Origin of the sequence: Acidimangrovimonas sediminis (genome assembly GCF_002871005.1) — a bacterium.
Classification (GTDB): Bacteria; Pseudomonadota; Alphaproteobacteria; order Rhodobacterales; family Rhodobacteraceae; genus Acidimangrovimonas; species Acidimangrovimonas sediminis.
Window position 1 is genome coordinate 59552 of record NZ_PHSN01000013.1, and the last position, 16245, is coordinate 75796.

The 16245-nt window shown below is 70.3% G+C and carries 14 protein-coding genes; 5 read left to right on the plus strand and 9 right to left on the minus strand.

The genetic code is table 11. The features are described 5' to 3' along the window. Positions 1–100: 100 nt before the first annotated feature. The 3 genes from CVV76_RS12710 (at position 101) to CVV76_RS12720 (ending at position 2746) form a co-directional block, all read left to right on the plus strand. Positions 101–979, plus strand: coding sequence for a branched-chain amino acid aminotransferase (locus CVV76_RS12710; RefSeq protein WP_102225035.1), 879 nt, complete (start codon positions 101–103; stop codon positions 977–979). A 178-nt stretch (positions 980–1157) separates the two neighbouring features. After that, positions 1158–1613 (plus strand): universal stress protein, encoded by a 456-nt coding sequence (locus CVV76_RS12715; RefSeq protein WP_102225036.1) that lies wholly within the window; start codon positions 1158–1160, stop codon positions 1611–1613. 149 nt (positions 1614–1762) lie between these two features. Further along, positions 1763–2746, plus strand: a complete 984-nt coding sequence (locus CVV76_RS12720) for an aldo/keto reductase (RefSeq protein ID WP_102225037.1) — start codon at positions 1763–1765, stop codon at positions 2744–2746. A gap of 111 nt (positions 2747–2857) precedes the next feature. Here CVV76_RS12720 and CVV76_RS12725 read toward each other — a convergent pair whose 3' ends face one another. From CVV76_RS12725 to CVV76_RS12760, 8 genes are all read right to left on the minus strand, one after another. Continuing rightward, positions 2858–3385: a copper chaperone PCu(A)C gene (locus CVV76_RS12725; protein WP_102225038.1), complete on the minus strand. Its 528-nt coding sequence runs from the start codon at positions 3383–3385 to the stop codon at positions 2858–2860. A 36-nt stretch (positions 3386–3421) separates the two neighbouring features. After that, entirely contained in the window at positions 3422–3793 is a 372-nt protein-coding gene (locus CVV76_RS12730; RefSeq protein WP_146010289.1) for a hypothetical protein, read from the minus strand. Positions 3794–4024: 231 nt separating this feature from the next. Then, positions 4025–4312, minus strand: a complete 288-nt coding sequence (rpmB, locus tag CVV76_RS12735) for a 50S ribosomal protein L28 (RefSeq protein WP_102225040.1) — start codon at positions 4310–4312, stop codon at positions 4025–4027. A 298-nt stretch (positions 4313–4610) separates the two neighbouring features. Continuing rightward, positions 4611–5591, minus strand: coding sequence for a methylmalonyl Co-A mutase-associated GTPase MeaB (gene meaB, locus CVV76_RS12740; protein WP_102225041.1), 981 nt, complete (start codon positions 5589–5591; stop codon positions 4611–4613). Positions 5592–5686: 95 nt separating this feature from the next. Next, the gene (locus CVV76_RS12745) at positions 5687–6412 is read right to left on the minus strand and encodes a 4'-phosphopantetheinyl transferase family protein (RefSeq protein ID WP_102225042.1); all 726 of its coding nucleotides are present in this window, start codon (positions 6410–6412) and stop codon (positions 5687–5689) included. Next, positions 6409–7599: a glycosyltransferase gene (locus CVV76_RS12750; RefSeq protein WP_233192847.1), complete on the minus strand. Its 1191-nt coding sequence runs from the start codon at positions 7597–7599 to the stop codon at positions 6409–6411. The genes CVV76_RS12745 and CVV76_RS12750 overlap by 4 nt, the downstream gene beginning before the upstream one ends. Beyond that, positions 7577–9928 (minus strand): GumC family protein, encoded by a 2352-nt coding sequence (locus tag CVV76_RS12755; protein WP_158243148.1) that lies wholly within the window; start codon positions 9926–9928, stop codon positions 7577–7579. The genes CVV76_RS12750 and CVV76_RS12755 overlap by 23 nt, the downstream gene beginning before the upstream one ends. A 259-nt stretch (positions 9929–10187) precedes the next feature. After that, a complete protein-coding gene (locus CVV76_RS12760; protein ID WP_146010290.1) occupies positions 10188–11639 on the minus strand; it encodes a hypothetical protein in 1452 nt (483 codons plus the stop codon). A 262-nt stretch (positions 11640–11901) separates the two neighbouring features. Between CVV76_RS12760 and CVV76_RS12765 the strand changes: the two genes are divergently transcribed. Beyond that, a complete protein-coding gene (locus CVV76_RS12765; protein WP_102225046.1) occupies positions 11902–13626 on the plus strand; it encodes a hypothetical protein in 1725 nt (574 codons plus the stop codon). A gap of 6 nt (positions 13627–13632) precedes the next feature. Here the strand turns inward: CVV76_RS12765 and CVV76_RS12770 are convergent, their stop codons facing one another. Continuing rightward, positions 13633–14829 carry a polysaccharide pyruvyl transferase family protein gene (locus tag CVV76_RS12770; protein WP_158243149.1) on the minus strand — a complete coding sequence of 399 codons (1197 nt, stop codon included), beginning with the start codon at positions 14827–14829 and terminating at the stop codon, positions 13633–13635. Positions 14830–14953: 124 nt separating this feature from the next. Between CVV76_RS12770 and CVV76_RS12775 the strand changes: the two genes are divergently transcribed. Further along, entirely contained in the window at positions 14954–16198 is a 1245-nt protein-coding gene (locus CVV76_RS12775; RefSeq protein WP_102225048.1) for a glycosyltransferase family 4 protein, read from the plus strand. Positions 16199–16245: the final 47 nt, after the last annotated feature.

Genomic DNA, 16245 nt, shown 5'->3' on the forward strand with positions numbered 1-16245 from the left:
GGGCGCTTTTTCCGCCTTGGCGCCACGGCGTCCGCGCGCTCTGGACCCCCGGCGCCTGCAGTGATTAACTCCGCCCGTTCGCGAGAGAGGGAGACACGCCATGGCCACCGGAGCCAATATCCGCACCTATTTCCAGGGCACCTGGCACGAGGGCGACGTCGCCGTGATGCGCGCGGGCGACCACGGCGCCTGGCTCGGCACCACCGTATTCGACGGCGCACGCATGTTCGAGGGCGTGACCCCCGACCTCGACCTCCACCTCGCCCGCATCAACCGCTCGGCCAGCGCGCTGAAGATCAAGCCGACCGTCGAGACCGGGAAGATGATCGAGATCGTCAAGGAAGGGCTCGCCCTCTACGCACCCGGCACGCCGGTCTATATCCGCCCGATGTACTGGGCGATCAACGGCGACGAAAGCGGCATCGTGCCGACCCAGGACGCAACCGGCTTCTGCATCTGCCTCGAGGAGATCCCGCTGGCCCCGGCCGACGCCTCGACGACGCTGACCACGACGAGCTTTCGCCGCCCCGTGATGGCCGACAACGTCACCAACGCCAAGGCAGGCTGCCTTTACCCGAACAACGCCCGGATGCTGGCCGAGGCCCGCTCCAAGGGCTTCGGCAACGCGCTGGTGGCCGACGCGATGGGCAACGTCGCGGAAACCGCCTCGGCCAATGTCTTCATGGTGAAGGACGGGGAACTCTTCACCCCGATCGCCAACGGCACCTTCCTCGCCGGCATCACGCGGGCACGGCACATGGCGAACTTCCGCGCCGACGGCTACAAGGTGCACGAGGCGGTGCTGACCTTCGCCGACTTCCACGATGCGGATGAGGTCTTCCTGTCGGGCAACATGTCCAAGGTGACCCCGGTCACCCGCTTCGACGACACGGAATACGGGATCGGGCCGGTCACGCGCCATGCGCGCGCGCTCTACTGGGACTGGGCGCTGAGCGCGAAGGCCGCCGAACCGGCCTGATCCGCCGCGGGAACGCCCCCTCCTCGTGCGCCCCCGGCGCCTCGTCGTCCGACGAGCAGCAAAGCGCCCGAGGAGGCATCCGCCCACCACCGGTCCGCCACGGGCCCACCAGGGGATCGACACTTGTCACGCGACCGGGCCTGCGCGATGATCGCGCGGTCCAAGGAGAGAGACCAGAATGCGCAAGTTCCTCGTCGTGCTCGACGACAGCCGCGAGTGCCTCAACGCGATGCGTTTCGCGGCGCTCCGGGCCAACCACACCGGCGCAGGTGTCCAGATCCTGTCAATCATCCCGCCCGAGGAATTCCAGCACTGGCTCGGCGTGGGCGAAGTCATGCGCGCCGAGGCCCGCGAGCGGATAGAAGCGCATTTCGAAGTCTTCGCCAAGTGGATGCGCACCAAGCAGGGCATAGAGCCCGAACTCGCGATCCGCGAGGGTGAGCCGGTGGGCGAGATCCTCGCCCAGATCAAGGACGATCCCGAGATCGGCGTCCTGGTGCTCGGCGCCGGCACCGACAAGAGCGGCCCGGGCAAGCTTGTCACCTCGCTCAGCCGGCAGGCCGGGTCCCTGCCGATCCCGATCACCATCGTGCCCGGCGAGATGTCCAAGGAACGGCTCGAGGCGATCACCTGACGCCCGCTGCCACCCGCCCTTGCGGCGCGCGGGCCCCGCGCCCGCCATGCCTCGTCTCCCCTCTCCGTCGCCCGACCTCTCCGTCGCACGGGCCCTTGACCTCGGCTTGCCGCGGGCCATCCTTCGTCCGGGCGACAGAAGGAACAGAGATGAAAAAGCGGAAACTGGGCGCGCAGGGCCCCGAGGTCTCGGCGATCGGGCTGGGCTGCATGAGCTTCGCGGGATTCTTCGGCGCGACGGATGAGGCCGCCAGCCTGCGCTGCCTCGACGCGGCGCACGAGGCCGGGATCGACGTCCTCGACACCTCGAACATCTACGGCATGGGCCTGTCGGAAAGCGTGATCGGCACCTGGCGCAAGCGCACCAGCAAGGATGCGGTGATCGCCACCAAAGGCGGTATCGTCCCCGGCCCGCCGCGCCATTTCGACAATTCCGAGGCCCACCTGAGGGCCGAGCTGGAGGGTTCGCTCAAGCGCCTGGGCCGCGATCACGTGGAGCTTTACTATATCCACCGCCGCGACCAGAGCATCCCGATCGAGGACGTCGTGGGCACGCTCAGCCGGCTGATCGAGGACGGCAAGATCGGCGGCTATGGCCTGTCCGAGGTGGCGCCCTCGACCCTGCGCCGGGCGCATGCCGTGCATCCCTGCACCGCCGTGCAGAACGAATACTCGCTCTGGAGCCGCCTGCCCGAGCTGGGTCTGATCGACGCCTGCGCCGCGCTGGGGGTGGCCTTCGTGCCGTTCTCGCCGCTGGCACGCGGAATGTTCGGCGACGTGGCGCCCGACCCCTCGACCTTCGCCGACAAGGACTTTCGCAAGTCGAACCCCCGGTTCACCGAGCCGAATTTCGGCTACAATGCCGCCGCCATCGCACCCTTCCGCGATTTCGCGCGCGAAAGGGGATGGAGCGTCAGCACCGCCGCACTCGCCTGGGTGCTGTCGCGCGGCGATCACCTGATACCGATCCCCGGCACCCGGACCGCCGAGCATCTGGCCGAATGGGCCCGGGCCGACGAGATCGTGCTGAGCGACGACGACATGGCGGAGATCGCCCGGCTCCTGCCTGCAGGCTTTGCCCACGGCGATCGCTACAGCGATGCGCAGGCCGTGGGGCCCGAACGCTACAGCTGACGCGCGCAACCGACGGCCGGCGCGCGACCGACGGCCCCGGCTCCCCCTCGCCGGCGCGACAGGGCATCCCGGGGCATGGCGCACGAGACGCAAGCAGTACGGGGGTCGTTTTCAGTTCCCCGTCTTCATGCCGACCGCCTCCATCTGCCCGCCCATCGGCCCGGCCCCGGCCATCGGCCCCTTGCGCTCAAGATCGACGGGCACGTCCACGGCCACCTTGCCCGCATGCTCGAATTCAAGCGTCACATGCACCACATCGCCCTGCTTCAGCGGATGCTTCAGCCCCATCAGCATGAGGTGATCGCCCCCGCGGGCAAGCATCGCGACGCCGTCGGCCGGCACCGCGATCGCGTCGACCCTGAGCATCGACATCACCCCGTTCGCGCCTTCCTTGTGGGTATGCAGTTCGGTCACGGCGGCGGCGTCGGCGGTCGCGCCGACAAGTCGGTCGGGGGTGGTCGCGGCGTTGCGGATCTCCATGAAGGCGGCGCCGGATTTCGACATAGGGGTCGAGACCCGGGCATAGGCATCGGTCACGATGATCTCGCCCGCAAAGGCGGGCAGAACACCCGAGGCCGTCGCGATGACGGCCGCAAGAACGGCCGCAGGCGCGGCCAGGATCGGCTTGGGGAAGGTCATTCTCTCTCTCCTCCGGAAGGGGTCGTCCTTGGGCTGTCAGGCAGGGACGGGTGCCGGAGGGCCGCGCGCCTGGGGGCCGGGCCGGGGCCGGGAGCCGCCGGCAACGGCGCCGGCCGGTGCAATCCGGCGGCCGCGCAGGATGGGGCGGAGAAGCTGCGGCGGATCGGCCCAGACCGCGGCGACCAGCGCCGGTACGCAATCGGGACAGATATGAACGTGCGGCACCTTGCGGCCATGCTCGTCCATGTAGACGGTGCTCAACCCGGTGCCGGAGCAGATGACGAGGCGGTCCCCGGGGCCGCGCACCTGCCCCCGCGCCCCGCCAATCGTCATGGCGGCAAGGGCGAGGACGAGCGCAAGGCTCAGCGACATCAGGATCGCGGGAAGGGGGCGGAGGCGCCGGGTCATGGCGCCCAATCTAGGCGCCCGGCCCCGCGCCGCAAAGCGGCATTTTCACGCGGACGTGAAGACCACACCGCCCGGGCCGCCCGTCTTGGCCGGCAACGCCGGCATCCCGTCCGGCCGCAGGTTCTGCCGCGGCCTCGAGGCGCCGCCGCGCACCACGCTTTGCCAGTGAAGGGCGCAAACGCAAAACGGCCCCGCCGAAGGCAGGGCCGGTCATGCGCTTACGCGAAAGGATCAGGCCGCGACCGAAGCCTTGGCGATCTCTTTCTTGATCTTCAGCGCCTTCGCCGACAGATCCGCATCCTTCGCCTTGGCGAGGAAAGCATCGAGGCCACCACGGTGGTCGACCGTACGCAGCGCCGCCGCCGACACGCGCAGCGAGAAGCTGCGGCCAAGCGTGTCCGAGATCAGCGTCACCTCGTTGAGGTTCGGCAGAAACCGGCGCCGGGTCTTGTTGTTGGCATGGCTGACGTTGTTGCCCGTCATCGGGCCCTTACCGCTCAGTTCGCAGACGCGCGACATCGTCCTGATCCTTGTCCTGTCCCGGCGCCTGGACGCCGAATCGTCGATACCAAAAGGCGCCGCCCCCGGGCAGCGCGCCGAATTCATCCGCGCGTCCTAGAGGGAATCCCCGCGGGCGTCAAGCGATTCACCCTGTGTGAGCGGTGTTTTTGCAGTGCCCGGCGGCGTGGCGGCCTTGCTGCAAGAGGCGTATTTGCAGAACAATGAAAGGGCAAGGGGGGAAAGGGAAAAGGGGACGGTGCCGAACGCCGTACGGATGAGGCCGTACGGATGAGGCCCATGCCAAGCGATGGCGCGCTCAGCGGCGACCCAGCAGCGCGAGCATCTCCTGCGCGGCTGCGGTGGCGCTGGTCTCGCCGGCCTGGACCCTGGCACCGAGGCGCGCCAGCGCGTCGCGCGCGGGACCGGGGCGGCGCAGTTCGGCCAGAAGGCCCTCGCGGACCTCTTCCTCGAACCAGCCGCGGGCCTGCTCGGCGCGATTGCGGTCGAAATACCCCTCGGCGCGGCGCCAGTCGGCCAGCACGGTCATCGCGTCCCACGCGGCCTGAAGGCCGGTCTCCTCGACCGCCGAGACGGTCATCGCCCGGGGGTAGCCCTCGGGGTCCTGCGCGCGCTTGCGCAGCAGCCGCAGCGCCCCCGCGTAATCGGCGCAGGTGCGGGTGGCGGTGGATTTCAGCTCTCCGTCCGCCTTGTTGATCAGGATCAGGTCGGCCATCTCCATGATGCCGCGCTTGACGCCTTGCAATTCGTCCCCGCCGGCCGGCGCCAGCAGCAGCACGAAGAGGTCGGCCATCCCCGCGACCATGGTCTCGGACTGGCCCACCCCCACCGTCTCGATCAGGATCACGTCGTAGCCGGCGGCCTCGCACAGCAGGATCGCCTCGCGCGAGCGGCGGGCGACACCCCCCATCTGGGCCTGGCTGGGCGAGGGGCGAATGAAGGCGTTGGGATCGCGCGAGAGGCGTTCCATCCGCGTCTTGTCGCCCAGGATCGAGCCCCCCGAGCGGGCCGAGGACGGGTCCACCGCCAGCACCGCGACCTTCAGGCCCTGTGCCGTGAGCATCATTCCGAAGGCCTCGATGAAGGTCGACTTGCCGACGCCGGGGGTGCCGGAAAGGCCGATCCGCAAGGCCTGCCGCCCTTCGCGGACCAGCCGGTCGGTCAGCGTGGTCGCCTGCGCGCGGTGATCCGCGCGGCCGCTTTCGATCAGCGTGATCGCCCGCGCGAGCGCCCTGCGGTCGCCTGCAAGGATCCGGTCGGCCATCTCGTCGGTCTGCATCGGGGGCTCCGTCCAGGGGTCGGGCCGTTGTCCCAAGTGTGACCGCGGGTGTCCAGCCCCCGGCGCAGGGCCGGGGCGAAGAACCCGGGCGCGGATCAGTTGGCAGCCGTCAGTGGCAGGGTACCCGCGCGCAGGCAAAGCCGCACCGGCCGGCCGGCCGTGCGCAGCGCCAGCGCGCCCTGCAACCCCGCCCCCGGCGCGAGGTCGGTCAACGTCCAGGCCGCCGCATCGTCATGGTCGAGTCGCAGAAGCCGCGCCGCCGCGTCGACCGTGACCGCGAAACTGTCGAGCGGCAGCGACAGCCCCTGCCCCACCGCCTTTACCAGCGCCTCCTTGCGGGTCCAGAGCCGGAAGAAGGCGGTCTCGCGCGCAGGCCCCCGAAGGCCGCGTAGCGCCGCCGCCTCGGCGGGGGCGAAGAAGCGCTCTGCAACCTCGGGTTCCACCGCACGGTGCGCCTCGATGTCGAGGCCGAGGGGCAGATCCGCGTCGCAGACGGCCAGCGCGGCCCAGCCGCCCGCATGCGACAGGTTGAACGCCGGACCGCCGGGAAGCGACGGCTTCCCCTGCGGACCATAATGGAACGTCAGCGCGGCGGGATCCGACCCGAGATAGCCCGCCAGCACCCGGCGCAACCCGGCGCGGGCGGCGCGAAAGGCCATGGCATCGGGGGCACGAACGAAGCGCGCGGCGCGGGCTTCCTCGTCGGCCGAAAGGGGGCCGGCGGGCGCCGCGGGGTCCAGCCGCCAGAACCAGAGGTCCACCCCAACCGCCGCGCCCTGCGCCGCCGCACGCGCGCGATCGCCGGGCAGCGCGCGGATCACTCGCCCGCCATCCGCAGCGCGGCGCTGCCGGTGTCGTCGAAGCCGATGCCGGCCAGCGCAGCGCCGATGCCGCGGCGGAACGCGCCCTCGTCGAAGCGCCGCGCCCGCGCCACCAGCAGCGCGGGGTCGGGATCGGCGACCGGGGCGCGTTCGAACCGCGACACCGCGTCGATCAGCGCCTCGACCGATTGTTCGTGGAAGAAGAGGCCGGTCGCACCCTCCTCCACTGTGTCGAGTACGCCACCGCGGCCATAGGCGATCACCGGGCGGCCCGAGGCGATGGCCTCGACCGGGACGATGCCGAAATCCTCCTCTCCCGGGAACACCAGTGCCTTGCAGCGCGCGAGGTGGCGGCGGAGTTCATCGAACGGCACCTTGCCGAGAAAGGTGACATTGTCGCCCGCCCGGGCCCGCAGCTGCCGCACCGTCTTGTCGGGGCCGCCGATGACCAGCAGCTTGCGGCCCATGCGGGTGAAGGCCTCGACCGCCAGGTCGGGGCGCTTGTAGGGGGCCAGTTCTCCCGCCCAGAGGTAGTAATCGCCCAGCTCGGCCCGCGGCGCGGGGGCGAAATCGCCGACCGCCACCGGCGGGGCCACCACCTCGGCCTCGCGGCGCCAGTATTTCGCGATCCGCTGGGCGACATGGCCGGAATTGGCGACGAAGCCGTCGACCCGCGCGGCCGAAGTCACATCCCATTGCCGCAGGCGGTGCGCCATCATCGGCATCAGCGCCCGCGTCACCACGCCCGCCCCGCCGCGGTAGGTGTGGTACTGGTCCCAGAGGTAGCGCATGGGCGAGTGGCAATAGCACAGATGGGGCGCGTCGGGCGGCGCGATCACCCCCTTCGCCGGCCCCGCCTCGGACGAGATGATCAGGTCGTAGCCGCCGAGGTCGAGCTCCTCCAGCGCGCGGGGCATCAGCGGCAGGTACCTCTGGTACATCCGCGCGGCCATCGGCAGGCGGCCGATCCGGGTCTCGACGATCCGGTGCGCGCCGATGACCGGGCCGACGGCACCCGGCACGTGGACATGGGTGTAGATATCGGCCTGCGGGAACATCCGGCAGAGCGATTCCAGCACTTTCTCGCCGCCGCGCATCCCCACCAGCCAGTAATGGATCAGCGCGACGCGCGGGGCAGAGGCGGAGGCAGCGTCGAACATCCGCTCAAGCCGAATATTCGTAGCCATGGGCGTAGACGTCCGGGCTCATCCGCGGATCGACCCGGGTGAAAACGGTGCCCGCCATGTGAAGCCCCGCCTCCTCGCAATCGCCAAGGCCCTTGGCCACCGCCTGCCGCGCCGTCGCATTCCAGCGCACGAGGTAGAGGCTGGCATCCACCGCCTGCCCGATCACCAGCGCATCCGACACCGCGAGCATCGCCGGCGCGTCGACCAGCACCAGATCGTACTTGCGCTTGAGCGTCTCGAACATCGGTTCAAGCCACTCGGCCGCCAGCTCGTCCGCCACGTCGGGGCGTCCTCGGGCCGCCGCGAGCACGTCGAAGCCGAGATCCTCGTCATGGTGGATCGCCTCGCCCAGCCCGCAATCGTTGGCGATGAACGAGGCGAAGTCCCGCTCGTCCTGCCAACCGAACAGCTTGTAGAGCATCGAGCGCCGCAGGTCGCAATCGACGACGATCACCTTCTTGCCGGCGAGCGAGGCCATCCGCGCCAGCGCCAGCACCGTCGTCGTCTTGCCCTCGCCCGGGGTCGAGGAGGCCAGCATCACCGACCGCGACCCATCGCGCCCGCCCTGTGTCAGAAGCGCAGTACGCAGGTGGCGGATCCGCTCGGCATAAAGGCCATAGGGGTTCTGGGCCAGCTCGCGCCAGGCCCCCAGCGGCGATTTCCACCCGCCTTCGGGGATCGCGGCCATCACCGGCAGCCCGGTTTCCTGCTCGAGATCGGGCAGACTGCGGAAGGCGGACCCGGTAAGCTCGAGAAAGAAGATCAGGCCGGTGCCGAACAGCAGGCCCAGGAACCCGCCCATGATCACCAGAAGCTTGGTGCGCGGCGAGGACGGCGAGGTGGTGAATTCCGCCTGCTGGATGATCCGCGCGTCGGGGCGCTGCATCTGCTCCTGCGTCTGCGTGTCGGTCAGTCGCGAGAGAAGCTGCTGATAGGCCGACTGCGCCGCACTCGCCTGACGCTCCAGCGCACGCAGCCCGATCGTCGATTTGGACAGCGACACCACCCGCGCCTCCATCGTCTTGATCGACTTCTCCAGCGACGTCTCGCGGATCGAGGCGATGTCGGCATCGTTCTTGCGCTGCGCGATGAGCTTCTGCACCTCCTCGTTGAGGTCGTGCTGCACGCCCTTGATCTCCGCCGCAAGGCGAACTCGCTCAGGGTGCTCGGGGCCGTAGTGCTGGGCCCAGATCGCATCCTGGCGTTGCAGGTCCATCAGCTTGGAGGTCAGCGAATCCAGCGTGGTCGAGGTGACGATCGAGGTCACCGCCTGCAACCCCTGCGACTTCACCACCTGCTGGATACGGTCGTAGCGGGCCTGCGCCGCGATCTGGTCGGCCCGGGCCGTGACCAGCTGGTTGTTCAGCTGCCCCAGCTGCTGGCGTGCGGCATCCAGCGTGCCGCCGTCGACCAGCAGGTTCTCGGCCCGGAACTTCTCGACCTTCGCCTCGGCCTGCGCCACCTGGTTCTGGAGCTCCTTCACACGGTCGGACAGGAACCTGGTCGCATTCTGGGCCGAAGCGGTGCGGCCGGCGACCTGCAGCTTGATGTACTGGTCGGCCAGCGTGTTCGCCAGAAGCTGCGCCAGCACCGGGTCGGGGTTAGAGATCGCGATGTCGAGGACATAGGATTGGCCCTCGCGGCTGACGCTCAGCTGCTTGTCGATGGCCCAGACAAGGCGCTGCATCTTCATCTGCTCGGGCGTCAGCACCGGCGCGCCGGGGATCGGCTTGTCGCTGCCGCCCTTGCCCAGAAGCCCCTTTACCGCGCTGATCGCGCGCGAGATCGGCGACGGCGCATGATTGGCGGGGTCCATCGACGAGAGCCGGTCCATGCCGATCGCCCGGATCGCGTTCTGGACCAGCACGTTCGACTGCAGTACCGCGACCTCGCTCAGCACCACCTGGTCGTTGAGCTGAAGATCCTGCTGCGGCTGCGAGGATTGCGCCTGGCCGGTGACCTGGGCCTGACGGGTCTCCAGCATGACCTTGGCCAGACCGGTGTAGGTGGGGGTCATCAGCCGGGTCGCGCCGAAGGCCAGCACGGCGCCGATCAGCAGCCCGGCGATCGCCACCCGCCGCCGGCGCCACAGCATCCGCAGAAGCTCGCGAACGTCGACGCGGTCGGGTTCGTGCGGTGTCGGGCCGTTGCCCCTGCGCCGCGGGCCGCCGCCGCTGCCGCGACCTCCACCGTAGCCGCCCCCATCGCGGCCACCGTCGTCACGCAGCGTATCATAGCCACGATTGCGCCCGCGCCCCGGTCCACCCGGCGCCCCGTCCAGCACCCGCCCCAACGGCCCCGTCTCGAAGGGCAGCACCCTGCTGTTCATTCCGTCACTCTCCCACGAGGCAACAAGCCTCGGCACCGCCCGGGACATGGCGGAACGCCCGGGCTGACGGCGTACGGAGCGGAGGGCCCCCGCCCCCGCGCCCGCGCGCACCCCGCCCGTCGGCACCCACTGCCGCACCCCGGTCCGCCCATAGTCGCAGGATCGGCGGCTTCGTCAAATTTTTGCTTTATTTCCCTCGATCTAGTCGACTCTCAGACCACAATACCGCAACCCTTGCGGGATTGGCCCGTATGCGGGGTCAATCGGCGACGCGGCGCCACATTTCCGCCTTGGATGATTCTCTTGCCGCACCGCGGCTGAGGCCGGTGGCAAGCCCGGCCATCGCAAAGAACAACATGCCCAGATCCGGCGTCGGCGCCGTCAGCATCGCCGAGACGAAAAGCGCGAGGCAGCCGGACTTCAGCGCCCCGATCACCGCCGCGCGCCCGGCATCCGTCTCGGCCCGCGCCGGCAGCCAGGCCATCGCCGCCACCAACGCAAGAAAGATCGAGGTACCGATGAAACCGATGCTGCCCAGGCTCGCCAGCACCCAGTTCGAGGCCCGCATCGACCCCAGCCCCGCGCCGACCCCCCAGGTGTCGATGAAATTGGCCCAGGCCTGTGTGTTCCAGCTCATCCGCTCCACGCCCGAGGAGGTGCCCATCTTGTCGAAGAGCGCCCGGTCGAGGAAGGCCGTGACAGGCGGCAGGACGGCGTAGCAGACCGCTAGCGCGACCCCGGCCATCAGCACCGCCCCCACCGCCGCGACCGACACGCCCACGGCGCGGCGGCTGACCGTGCGCCCACCGCCGCTGGCGATCCGCACCGCGGCATAGCCCACGAGGAACACCACCGCCGAGACATAGGCCGAGGACGAGGTCGACCTGAGCAGCGCGACCGTGGTCAGGAACAGCGCCCACCCGGTCCGCCGCGACCGCCCCTGCACAAGCCACATGTGCAGCCAGAACCCGAACAGCCCCAGCGTGTAATAGCCGAAGGCCGAGGCCTCGGGGAAACCGCCCACCATGCGCTTGATGCCGACCATCTTGTCGCCGGCGAGGATCGCGTAATTCGCGGTCCGGATGACGTCGAGCGCCTTCGGCTGCCCCGCCGCCGCGGTCAGCACGTCGAGCCAGCCGAGCCCCACGTTGACGAAGGTCGCCACCGCGATCGCCGTCAGCACCCGGTCGCCATCGGGCCGCAGCCGGAACACCGTCGCCAGCGCGAAGAACGCCGCCGCGTCGAGCATGATGCGGAACAATTGCGTGAGGTTGCCGTTGGTCGCGTGCAGCGGCACCTCGACGATGCCGGTGGCGTTGTTCACCCGGCTCAGGCCGAAGACGCTGGTCGCGCCCTGGAACAGCCGCGGGTAGAACAGCGCCGAGACGACGCAGACCACCACCAGAAGCAGCATCCAGAACCCCGGCTGATAGGCGCGCATCGTGCCCACAAGGCGGTTGGGCGCGTCCGGCTGCACCCAGAGCAGCGCGAACAGCATCAGCGCGCCGAGGTCGCTTACCAGGATCGAGGCCCCGCCCGCCGCCGGCAGGTTGAACGCCGCCGCCGCGCCGAAGGGGGTTGCCGCGAGGAACACCCACAGCCCCCGGTAGGGTCCCTTGATCGCCAGCATCAGCAGCATCAGGAAGGCAAGCGCGGTGGAGGGGACGATCTGCATCTGGATCCGGGCTGGTCTGACGGTCGGCGCCAGCATAGCGGCGCCGCCACGAAAGGCGAGAGCGCGACCGGAGAACAGTCTTTCCCCGGCCCAGGACCGAACGGTCCGCCCCACAGCCCCCGGACAGGTGGACCGGGAATGGCATTCGGCGCGGCGGGCCAGCTCCGCGGCGCGTCCGGTTCCCCGCCCTGCACGCGCGGGGCATCAGATGGTAGGCCCGACCCACTCGCACGATAGCGCGTTGCCTCCGGCGGCGCGGCATGTCTAACTTCCGGTTCGACGTTCGATGACGAGACCGATGCCGCGCACCCCCTTTCAGCCCCGCGTCCGCGGGACCGCCCCGGCCTTCGGGAACCTGACCTTTGGGGCCCGGACCTTTGGAGCACTGGCTTTCGGGGCACTGACCCTCGGGTTCGCGCTGACCGCCACCGCGGCGCAGGCCGATATCGCGGGCCGTGGCCCGACGCTGGGCGCCGCGTCGAATTTCGGTCAGCACTGGCAGCCGAAGATGATGGACGCGGCCAAGGCGCTTGGCGTGCGCAACTTCCGCGACGCGGTCTACTGGTCCGAGGTCGAGAAGGGCGGCAAGTTCGCCTTCGACACCCCCGATACAGGCTGGCCCGGCCACCTGGGCCCCGACGCCGCGACCAGCCTGACCTTCAACAACGGCCACCCCGGCTACGACGACGGCAAGACGCCCTACACTCCCGGCGCGCTGGCCGCCTTCGGCCATGACGCGGCAGAGACGGTGCTACATTTCCCGCGCGTCACCGCGGTCGAGGTGGGCAACGAGATGAATGCGGCCAATTTCGTCTCGGGCAAGGTCAAGGACGACGGGCTGGAAAAGCGGCCCGAACATTACCTCGCGCTCCTCAAGGCGACCTACACCGCGGTCAAGGCCGCCCGCCCCGAGGTCGCGGTGCTGGGGGGTGCCCTGCACTCGATCCCGGTGGGCTATGTCCGGAAGCTGTTTGCGCTGGGGGCGGCCAAGTACATGGACGCGCTCGCCTTTCACCCCTACACAACCGCGCCCGAACAGCTGGCGCGCCAGATCGCCGTGCTGCGCGGCGTGCCGGGGCTCGAAACGATGCCGCTGGAAGCGACCGAGTTCGGCGACCCCAACCCCGACACCGCCGCCGGCACACTGCTGCGCTATTACTGCCAGATGTCGCTTTCGGGGGTCAGCCGCGCGGTTTGGTATCCGCTCAACCCGCGTGGCGATGGCCTGACCCCGCTGATCGGCCCCGACCTGAAGCCCACGGCGGTGGGCGAGACCTACGCCACGATCGCCCGGCTGATGGAACACCGCGCCGCCACCGATGCCTCGCCCGACCCCTTCACCTACGCCTGCCACTTCGACCCCGACACGCTGGTGATCTGGGGTGCACCCCGCAGCCTGACCCCCGCCGCCGGGCAGACCGCGCTCGGCCCCGGGGGGCGCAAGCTGCTGGGTCCGATCCGCCTGTCGCGCGACACGCCGGTGATCCTCACCGGTCCCGGCACGCCCGATCTCGGGCCGCAGATGGTGCTCGCCGACAGTTTCGACCAGTTCTCCTATTCGCGCGGCAGGGTGCACGACGGGTTCGACCGCTACGTCCTCGACCGAGGACGCAGGGTGCCGCTGGTGCTGATGCCGGGTCAGGACAAATCCGGCCGGCCCTGGACGCCCTACCTTGCCGAGAAGGACAACCCCGACGTCCGGCTCCAGCCCGACACCCTGCTGCCCGGCGGCACCGCGGCCCGGCCGATCGAGATCGTGCAGGACTGGCGCGCGCCGTCGAAGATGAAGGTGGTGGCCGAGGTGTCGCTGATGCCCGCCGCACGCTCGGCCGACGGGGTGACGCTGCGCGTCGCACTGAACGGCAAGACCCTGACCAGATCGGACGTCAACACCCCCGAAAAGTGGCAAAGCGCGCCACTCTCGGTCGCGCCCGGCGCGGTGCTGTCGATCGTGGTGGGCCCCGGCAAGACCGCGAAGGGGGACGTGACCCACTACCGCATCACCATCCGCCGGGCGGAGTAGGCGCGCTCAACCCTCCCCCGCACCCGCGACCTCGCCCCCGACCCCGCAGGCTGCAAGCGCCGCCTGCACGGCGGCGCGCGCCTCGTCCAGCGCGCGGCCGTGGACGGTCGCGTCCACCCCCGAGGCCAGCGCCCCGGCAACGGTGGCCGCCACCGCCTCGGGCCGCGCAGCGGGATCGGTGACGCAGAAACGCTCCGCCTCGACCGAGGCGAAGAAGCTTTCCACCTTGCGATCCCAGCCGAGGCCCACCACCGGCCGCCCGTAGGCATAGCCCAGGATGCAGGCATGCAGCCGGTGCGCCACCAGCCCGTCCAGCCCGCCCACCAGATGCGCGAGTTCTGCCGGGCGCGTGGACACCGGTGCGATCCGCACCTGCCCCGCCGCGATCAGGTCGCCCAGCGGATCGGCCAGCGCCTCGAGCGCGGCGCGGTCCTCCTCGGCCCCGTTGCAGAACAGCAGCACCCGCTGTCCCCCGGCCACAAGCGCCCGGGCCAGCGCCTCGGTAAAACCCGCACCGCGCCCAGCGACCTCGGCATCGGCGTGGTAGCCAAGAAGCGCGGGATCCGTGACGCCGAGGCCGACCCAGCCCTCCTGCCGTGGGGCGGGGCCATAACAGGCGGCCGCCAGCAGCCCCGGGTCTCGGGCGGATACCGGCACAGGAGAGGCGCCTGCCACCTGCGCCTTCCACGCCGCGATCGAGGGCGCGTCCCGGATCGCGACACGGCGCAGATCGGCGGCGAAGACCCGCGAGAACAGCCGCGCACCAGCAGCGCTCCAGTTACGGCTGACCCCCACGGCATGGATCGCCACCGGCACCCCCGCCGTCCCGGCGATCCCCGCCGCCCGCGCGATCTTCAGCGGAAAGTTCAGATCGGCATCGGAAAAGAGCTGGCCACCGCCGATCAATACCGCCCCCGCCCCTTCGACCGCGGCGCGCCAGCGCGGCTCTGCCGCGTCGAGCATGCGCCCCAGCTTCCATGTCACCAGCGCGTGGCGTGCGGGCCGGGGCAAGGCGCCCAGAAGCTTCAGCACGGCAGAGCGGTTGCGCACCGTCACCTGGCCGAAACCCTCGCGCCCCGACAGGTCGACCGTCACCACCTCGGCTCCGGGAACGAGGTCGCGCAGCGCATGGGCAAGACACTCCGCGATCACCCCGTCGCCCAGATTGGGGCTGTAGGGCAGCCCGAAGAGAACCAGTTTCATGCGCATCCCCTGCCCGGGCACCCGGCGTGCCCCGGGTGCACTCTGCCGGGAAAAACTTCGTGGGGCCATAGGCTTCGGGTCAAAGCCGCGCTAGCCTGCCGCGAAGCTTCGCCAGGATCCGCGCATGACCGACGCCTCCCCCGCCACGGCCGCCCGCGTGGTCATCGTGAACGATGCGAGCCTTGCGCGGGGCGGGGCCACCGCGCTCGCCCTGCTCTCCGCACGCCTGATCGCCGCACGCGGCATCGCGGTGACCTATGTCACCGGCGACGCGGGCGACAGCCCGGCGGCCAGGGCGCTCCGCGCCGGCGGGGTCGAGGTGGTGGCGCTTGGGGGGGCTCGCCTGCTCGAGCAATCAGCGCTGAAATCGGCGACGGCCGGGGTCTGGAACGGCGCCACCCGCGCGATGATCTCCCGGGTCCTCGCGCAGGACACGCCCGACACGGTGTATCATGTCCACGGCTGGGCGCAGATCCTTTCGCCCGCGCTGTTCGCGGCGCTTGCGCCGGTGGCGCGGCGCACGGTGATCCATGCCCACGACCTGTTCCTTGCCTGCCCGAACGGCGTCTACCACGATTACCGCGCCGACAGGCCCTGCACCCGCACGCCACTGGGCGCGGCCTGCCTGACGACGAATTGTGACAAGCAGAGCTATCCGCGCAAGCTCTGGCGCGTGGCCCGGCAGGCGGCACTGCGCCGCGCCCTCGATCCGCGCGCGCCCTGGGGGCGGATCGCGATGATCCATCCGAAGATGGCGCCGGTGCTGGAACGGGTGGGCCACCCGGCGGCCCGCCTCGTCACCCTGCGCAACCCGGCCGAGGCCTGGGCCGACACCCGGATCCCGGCCGAGGCGAACCGCGAGATCCTGTTCGTCGGACGGGTCGCGCGGGAAAAGAGCGTGGACGACCTCTGCGCCGCCGCCCGTCAGGCCGGGGTCTCCTTGACCGTGGTCGGCGACGGGCCGCTGCGTGAAAGCCTGAGCGCGGCCTATCCGGAGGTCACCTTTGCCGGCTGGCAGGACCGCGCGGGGATCGCCGCCCATGCGGCCCGCGCGCGCGGGCTGATCATGCCGACCCGGGCGCCGGAACCGTTCGGGTTGGTGGCCGCCGAGGCCTCGCTCAGCGGGTTGCCGGTGCTGGTCGCCGACCGCGCGCTGATCGCCGAGGAGGTCTCCTCCGGCGGCCTCGGCCTTGCCTTCGGCAGCGGCGGAACACCGGCGCTGGCCGCCGCGATGACGCAGCTGATCGGGATGCCCGACGAGAAGGTCCACCAGATCAGCGACCGCGGATTTTCCCGCACGGCGCCGCTCGCGCAGACGCCGGAGGCCTGGACCGACGCGCTCATCGACCTCTACGGCAACCTCCTCTGATCTTCTTCTGAGCGAAAATATCCTCGGGGGGGTGCAGGGGGGCAGAC